The 7419-nt window shown below is 26.3% G+C and carries 7 protein-coding genes; 2 read left to right on the forward strand and 5 right to left on the reverse strand.

Going from position 1 to position 7419, the window contains the following annotated elements:
* Both GBZ86_RS10520 and GBZ86_RS10525 read left to right on the forward strand, forming a co-directional pair.
* Window positions 1–2657: immunoglobulin-like domain-containing protein (locus GBZ86_RS10520; RefSeq protein WP_152890464.1), on the forward strand; the 2657-nt coding region annotated here is incomplete at its 5' end.
* Between the two features lie 176 nt (window positions 2658–2833).
* Window positions 2834–5881: an SPOCS domain-containing protein gene (locus GBZ86_RS10525; RefSeq protein ID WP_152890465.1), complete on the forward strand. Its 3048-nt coding sequence runs from the start codon at window positions 2834–2836 to the stop codon at window positions 5879–5881.
* Window positions 5882–5986: 105 nt separating this feature from the next.
* Here GBZ86_RS10525 and GBZ86_RS10530 read toward each other — a convergent pair whose 3' ends face one another.
* From GBZ86_RS10530 to GBZ86_RS10550, 5 genes are all read right to left on the reverse strand, one after another.
* Complete coding sequence (locus GBZ86_RS10530; protein ID WP_152890467.1) at window positions 5987–6142, reverse strand: YvrJ family protein; 156 nt, start codon at window positions 6140–6142, stop codon at window positions 5987–5989.
* 91 nt (window positions 6143–6233) lie between these two features.
* Complete coding sequence (locus GBZ86_RS10535) at window positions 6234–6467, reverse strand: DUF2922 domain-containing protein (RefSeq protein ID WP_152890469.1); 234 nt, start codon at window positions 6465–6467, stop codon at window positions 6234–6236.
* Window positions 6468–6518: 51 nt separating this feature from the next.
* On the reverse strand, window positions 6519–6743 hold the full coding sequence (locus tag GBZ86_RS10540; RefSeq protein ID WP_152890471.1) for a DUF1659 domain-containing protein: 225 nt from the start codon (window positions 6741–6743) through the stop codon (window positions 6519–6521).
* A gap of 40 nt (window positions 6744–6783) precedes the next feature.
* On the reverse strand, window positions 6784–7014 hold the full coding sequence (locus tag GBZ86_RS10545) for a DUF2922 domain-containing protein (RefSeq protein ID WP_234885152.1): 231 nt from the start codon (window positions 7012–7014) through the stop codon (window positions 6784–6786).
* 54 nt (window positions 7015–7068) lie between these two features.
* The gene (locus tag GBZ86_RS10550) at window positions 7069–7293 is read right to left on the reverse strand and encodes a DUF1659 domain-containing protein (protein WP_152890473.1); all 225 of its coding nucleotides are present in this window, start codon (window positions 7291–7293) and stop codon (window positions 7069–7071) included.
* Window positions 7294–7419 lie beyond the last annotated feature (126 nt).

Here is a 7419-nt window from a genome sequence, read left to right on the forward strand (position 1 = left end):
TAATAACAGGTGCTGATGCTATTACTATAAAAGCTTATGATAACTTTAATGAAACTTTAGGAGTAACTGCTAATGATAAAGAAGATGGAGATTTAACCAGTAAAATAAATATTGAGGGAAATGTTGACACTATAAAAGAAGGAGTATATACCTTAGTATATTCAGTAACAGATAGTGATGGAAATATTTCCTCAGTAAGAAGAAGAGTAAAAGTTAGAAGTAATAACAAACCAGAAATAATAGGTGCTAGTGAGGTAACATTAAAAGTAGGTAATACTTTTGATTCTTTACAAGGTATTTTAGCAAGAGATTTTGAAGATGGAAATATAACTAAAAATATTTCAGTTACAGGTGCTGTAGATATCTCAAAAATAGGAGAGTATAAAATACAATATTCCATTACAGATTCAGATGGAAATACAACCACCGCTGAAAGAAAAATTATAGTGGAAAGCAATGAAAAACCTATAATTAGTGGAACTGAAAATAAAGTTATAAAAATAGGAGATGAATTTAATCCTTTAGAAGGTATAATAGCTTCGGATTTTGAAGATAAAGACTTAACTAATAAAATTTTAGTTACAGGTAGTGTAAATAATAATGCAATAGGTGATTATAAATTAACTTATTCGGTAACAGATAGTGATGGAAATATAACTAATGCTGAAAGAGTTATTACTGTAAGAACAAATACTAAGCCTAAAATACTAGCAGTAGAAGATACTATTATAAAGGTGGGAGATAATTTTGAAAATACTTCTTTAGCGGTATTATCTATGGATGAAGAAGATGGAGATATAACTAATTTAGTTTCCATAAAAGGTAAAGTAGATAGTAATACTGAAGGAGAATATAAATTAGTTTACTCTGTAACAGACAGTGATGGAAATACAACCACTGCTGAAAGAAAAGTAACTGTAAGAAGTAATGAAAAACCAGTAATAACAGGTGCTGATGCTATTACTATAAAAGCTTATGATAACTTTAATGAAACTTTAGGAGTAACAGCTAATGATAAAGAAGATGGAGATTTAACCAGTAAAATAAATATTGAGGGAAATGTTGACACTATAAAAGAAGGAGTATATACCTTAGTATATTCAGTAACAGATAGTGATGGAAATATTTCCTCAGTAAGAAGAAGTGTAAAAGTTAGAAGTAATACTAAACCAGAAATAATAGGTACTAGTGAGGTAAAATTAAAAGTAGGTAATAAATTTGACCCTTTACAAGGTATTTTAGCAAGAGATTTTGAAGATGGAGATATAACTAAAAATATTTTAGTTACAGGTAATGTAGATACCTCAAAAATAGGAGAGTATAAAATACAATATTCCATTACAGATTCAGATGGAAATATAATCACCACTGAAAGAAAAATTATAGTAGAAAGCAATGAAAAACCTTTAATTAATGGAGCTGAAAATAAAGTTATAAAAATAGGAGATGAATTTAATCCTTTAGAAGGTATAGCAGCTTCAGACTTTGAAGATAAGGATTTAACTAATAAAATTTCAGTTACAGGTAGTGTAAATAATAATGCAGTAGGTGATTATAAATTAACTTATTCAGTAAGGGATAGTGATGGCAATACAACTACTGCTGAAAGAGTTATAACTGTAAGAACAAATACTAAGCCTAAAATACTAGCATTAGAAGATACTACTATAAAGGTGGGAGATAATTTTGAAAACAGCTATTTAGCTAATGATAAAGAAGATGGAAATATAACTAATTTAGTTTCCATAAAAGGTAAAGTAGATAGTAATATTGAAGGAGAGTATACATTAATTTACTCTGTAACAGACAGTGATGGAAATACAACCACTGCTGAAAGAAAAGTAACTGTAAGAAGTAATGAAAAACCATATTTCCTAAATATAAAAAATACAGTTATTAAACAGGGAGATTACTTTAATCCTTATGATGGAGGTATTATTGCTTTAGATAAAGAGAATGGGGATTTAACAGAAAAAATAATTGTTAAAGGTATTTTAGATACAAGCAAAGTTGGAACATATGATTTAATTTACTCAGTAACAGATAATGATGGAAATGACACTAGAATAACTAGACGAATTAATGTTAGAGCTATTAATAATATAGAAATATTAGGTGTTAATAACATAGAAATACCCTATGGTGAACCCTTTGATGTTATGAAAGGAATAAAAGCAATAGATTCACAAAATAATGATTTAACATCTTCAATAATTATAGAAGGAAATGTGGATGTAAATAAATTAGGAAGTTATACCCTAATTTATAGTATAAAAAATGAACAGGGAAAAGAGTTAAAATTCTTTAGAGAAATAATAGTAAAAAATAAAGAAAAATTAAAAAAATTATCTCCAGAATTTCAACCTATAATTAAAGATTTTTTAGTACCTAAAATTCAATCAGAAAAATTTAATATAAATAGAAAAAAATCTTCAATAGCAGAAGAAAATTCAGAAAAAATCATAGAGAATATATTATTACCAGAACCACAATCTAATATTTTAAAAGAAGAATTAAAAGAATCTAAGAATGAAGAATTTATTAAAAATTACAAAGGAAAAACTCTACCACCTGAAGATACAAATCCTTTACCATTATGGTTATTTGGTATAATATCAATAGCAGTAGGAAGAAAAATAAGAAAAAAAGATGAATAAGAAAAATATTTGAAAAAGAGTGTTTTGATTTTAATATATAATCAAAACACTTTTTAAATATTTTATTACAGCTAACTTTGGATAATTATTTTATTTATTCAAAATATTAACAATATTGCTTTGTTAATAATATTATATTATTATCTTAAAAATTTTTTTTAAAAGGAGGTATAAAGTTGTATTGTACCTGTTCAAACAAAAATAATTATGAGGTAATAGGTCTATGTGATGTAAATACATTTACTAAAAAATTAGGACCCTTTCATAATAGACCTTGGACTGAAATTACTATTCCAGCAATTTCAACTTTAGATTGCAATAATATTGGAATTGAAGCTATTCAAAAGGTTTATGTAAATGTATTTATAACATCAACTAAAATAATAGATACCCCTGAAAGTCCTAGGGTAAATTCAGAAGGATTAACATTAACAGGTAAAAAATTATTGATAGATGGTTATGTGTGTGAAAATATAGTTTACACTGCATTAACTGAAAGTCAAAATATTAATACCATTTCCTTTAATCTTCCTTTTTGTACCTTTATAGTTATTGAAGGTAATACAGACATTTTCAATGACACATATTGCGTGAAATATTGTATAGAAGATGTATTTATTAGTTTAATTGACTGTAAAACTTTATTTCAAAATATTACTTTGTTTTTGTATGCACAAAAAACTGCTATTACTTGTCCCTCTAACCAACCTCCAAAGTTAGATTGTACTGTAAATCCTATAATACCCATTCCTTCAAGTATAAACAAACTTAAAAATTCAATTTTAATAAATAATAATTCTGATGCTAATGTTGAAGTAGCTAAAATAGAATTTGATAAAGATAATGAAGAATTTTTAGTAACTTCTACAGGTAGGGTTGCAGACCCTAGTGGAGGTGGAAATACATTTTTTACTTTAGCTTTAAAGGATAGTAACAATGAATATGAAAAGTTTAGTAATTCAATTATAAGTAGTTTAAATGCTGATAATTTTAAAAGTGATTTAAATGGACAATCTTTTCAATATGGGGATGTTTTAGAATTAAATTATACAGTTCCTAATAAAGTTTCTGTAACTAACTTTCCAGATGAAGGACAAACTCATATTCCTAATATTAATGTAGAACATTTCAAAATAACTCCTGAAGGATTAATTGCATATAATCCTATGCCTGTTGAAGTAGATTTAACAAATACTATTATAGTTAGAGGAAAATCAGGTACTGTATCAACCATAAAATTTGATGGTAATAATAAGCAGTTAGTAATTACTTCTTATAAGGTTATACCTAATGATACTATTAAAGATATCACTTATTTTTCACTTAAACTAAAGGATAATAATAATAGAAATGTAAAAGCTAGTTCTACTATTTTAACTAATGAAAATAGTGAAAATTTTAAAAATACTTTAAATGGACAAAACTTTCAATTTAATGATATTTTAGAATTATATTATTTAGATGCTAAACAAATACTTATTCTTGATTATCCCGAAAAAGGAAGAAGACATACACCTACAGTTAATAAAGAATACTATAGAATAACTCCTAGGGGATTAGCTCCATACACCCCACCAGGTCCTTCACCAACTTCACTTACTTTACCAAATGAAATAATTATAAAGGCTAATACTGGTGAGGAAAGTTCTAGAATTTTATTTGATATTACTAATAATGTATTCTTAGTTAAACCTACTTATAAAACTCCTTATATAGAAGCTGGAGATGGAGAGTATTTTAATATTAAATTAAGAGATGAAAATACTCAAGAAACAAAAAAAGAAGTTTCGTTTATTTCTAATTCTAGTGGAGAAGATTTCTTTAATAATTTAAATAACTCACCTTTCGAATTAGGAAATTTTATTGAATTAAATTATTTCTCTCCTCAATCTATAAATATTACCAATTATCCTAATGGAGGATCACTTCATACTCCTACAAAACAAATAGAATATTATGAAATAACCTCTACAGGATTAGTGTCCTATACTCCACCAACCCCAGTTATTCCTCCTACTGTTACCACATTGCCTAATACTATAAAAATAAAAGGAAATAATGGAAATGATGTAGCCAATATTCAATTTGATAGTGGAAATAAACGATTTCTTATTAGCTCCACTAGTGAAATTCCTAATTATAGTGAAGGAATTAAAGAATATTTTATTATTAAACTTCGTAATGGTACAAGTAAAAAAGTAAAAGCATATTCCTTTATAACCTGTAATGCAAAGGCAAAAAATTTGGAGTATGATTTTAATTATTTTCCATTTGAAATTGGAGATATAATAGAACTTTATTACCTTCAACCTAATAGCATAGAAATTTCAGATATTCCTAGCACGGGACAAACACATATACCAAATAATAATAAGGAAAGTTATACTATAACAAATAATGGGTTAGTAGCATTTACTGGAGATTTAAATATTCCTATTAGTAATATTATTGTAAATAGTAAAGCTGATAATGAAGTAGTTAATATTCAATTAGCAGCTAACAATAAGTTTGATGTTTCAGCCACAGGGGAAATACCTGATACAGATCCTAGTGCTACTAATACTGAATATTTAGCATTTTTATCTCAAAAAAATTCAGGACTTATAAACTTCACTTCTAAATTTAATTCAGGTGAAATTGCAGATGGTTTTGCTAGGGAAGTAAATGAAAAATCTTTTGATGATTTAGATTATTTAAGCTTATCTTATGCAGATAAATCAAAAATACAAATTTCAAATTTTGAAGGTGAAGCTAGTTATACTCCTAATAAAAATAATGAGCAAGTTGTAATAGATAATAGACCTGCATTAAAAAATAACTTTAGAATAGTAAATACTTTATTACTAGTTAATGATAACAATGAGGTTATTGCTACCATACAGTTTAATAAGTTAACTAAAAGATTAATAGTATTATCAACTAATGTTCAAACAACGGAAAAAGATTTTTGGACTATAACTTTAAGTGATTCTTTTAGAAATCTTATAAGTAACTTTACCTTAGAACAAAATAGAAAAGGTGATGCTTTTGCAGATAAATTTAATGGATTAAAATTTGAATATGGATATCAGATAGTTATTAGTGTACACAATAAAACCGTATCTACACTAACAGTTACTAACTTTGAAAATAAGATAGTTAATAAATTGCCTCCAATAGATTCAGATATAAGCCTATATTCATTTAAAATAACCTCTAATGGGCTAATTAGAGTAAATAATTAATTAAATATTTAAAAAAGTATATTTTGAAGGCTATAAAATAATTCATAATATAAAAAATCTCCAGTTTAAACAAGCTGGAGATTTTATTAGTTGTAAATTTTAACATTAATTAATTTTTTTAGTGCTATTATCTAAATGATGTGCTAAATCATTTATTGCTATAGTTAGTTTATCCATTTTATTTTCCATACGTACTAATAAATAGGATGTAATAACTATAGGAAAGCCCACATTAGCAATTAAAGCAATAAAGTCTTCCATTTTTTTCTCCTTAATTTATTTAGTAAATATATAAAAACTTATTATAAAGAAAAATAAAAGAGCTTTTTAAGCCCTTTTATTTAAATATAGTTTATTGGTATTGGTAGTCTGTTTCTGTTTTTGCTACCACCTTTGCAAAAACCTTTGATACTAAATCATCTCCAGTAGATGTGATGATTATATTATCTGCTAAAATTGCATCCATAACAGGTGTTATATTATCCTGTGTTAAATCTTCTTTAACATTATCTATAGTTATAGTGCAAGTCTTTTTCTTACTATTTTTAAAACCTAAAACTAAGGCATACGCTTGTTTTACTGCCATATTATATTTCTCCCTTCTTATGTCTAGTCCATTAAAACTAAACAATTTATTTTAAATTTCTGTAGATATTCCATAACTATCTTTTACTTTAACTTTAGCACCATTTGCTACTAAAACAGTAGCTACAGCATTTCCTAATGTATAAATCTGATCATCTGTTGCTGTTACTTTTACATTATCAAATTTTTCATTAAAAAATACTGGATTACCTTTATCATCAACTCCTATTTGATATTCAAGAGAAAATGAACGCTTATTTTTAATAAAACTAGCCATTAGCTTGTCCTCCTTATTTTACTTTATATTTTTAACCTTATTATTGAAATTCATAAGGTGTTGTAGTAGTGTGAACTATTCTAGCAGAAACTTTTGAAACTAAATTCATACCATCTTTACTTTCAAATATATTTTTTTCTAAAATAGTATCCATACAACCATTAACTTGTTCATTTGTAATATCATTAATATTTCTTATACTTAAAGATATATTTTCATTCTTTTCATCCTTAAATACCATAATTAAAGTTTTTTCATTTTTTATAGACATAATCCTTTCCTCCTTTCAATTTTTAACTACTTATTAGAAAATATAATAAAAGGTTTATTCAAGTATAATACCTTGAGTGTCCATGCCTACAGTAGGTTGTCCTTTAATGCTTATTAATAAGTTTCCTAAAGCATCACCTACAGCTAATATATTATCAGCTGATGTGGAGGGCTTCACTCTTTCAAATTTTTGAGTTTTAATAATATCTTTTCCTTTGCTATCTACCCCTATAACAGTAGATAAAACTAAAGCACATTTTGAAATGTTATTAGTTGCCATTTAACTAAAATTGAGAGAATTCCCTCACCTCAACCGAAGGTAGGTGGGGGATGAATCGACGCAAGAGTTTACTCGAAACGTCAATTATTTCCACTAATAAATTCTATCAAATTAGGTTATAATATA

This window comes from Clostridium tarantellae, assembly GCF_009295725.1.
Lineage (GTDB): Bacteria > Bacillota > Clostridia > Clostridiales > Clostridiaceae > Sarcina > Sarcina tarantellae.

What these genes read in the sequence shown, in the direction of transcription:
- GBZ86_RS10550 (WP_152890473.1), bottom strand. Translation starts at nt 7,293, where the DNA reads ATGGCAACTAATAACATTTCAAAATGTGCTTTAGTTTTATCTACTGTT.
- GBZ86_RS10530 (WP_152890467.1), bottom strand. Translation starts at nt 6,142, where the DNA reads ATGGAAGACTTTATTGCTTTAATTGCTAATGTGGGCTTTCCTATAGTT.
- GBZ86_RS10540 (WP_152890471.1), bottom strand. Translation starts at nt 6,743, where the DNA reads ATGGCTAGTTTTATTAAAAATAAGCGTTCATTTTCTCTTGAATATCAA.
- GBZ86_RS10545 (WP_234885152.1), bottom strand. Translation starts at nt 7,014, where the DNA reads ATGTCTATAAAAAATGAAAAAACTTTAATTATGGTATTTAAGGATGAA.
- GBZ86_RS10535 (WP_152890469.1), bottom strand. Translation starts at nt 6,467, where the DNA reads ATGGCAGTAAAACAAGCGTATGCCTTAGTTTTAGGTTTTAAAAATAGT.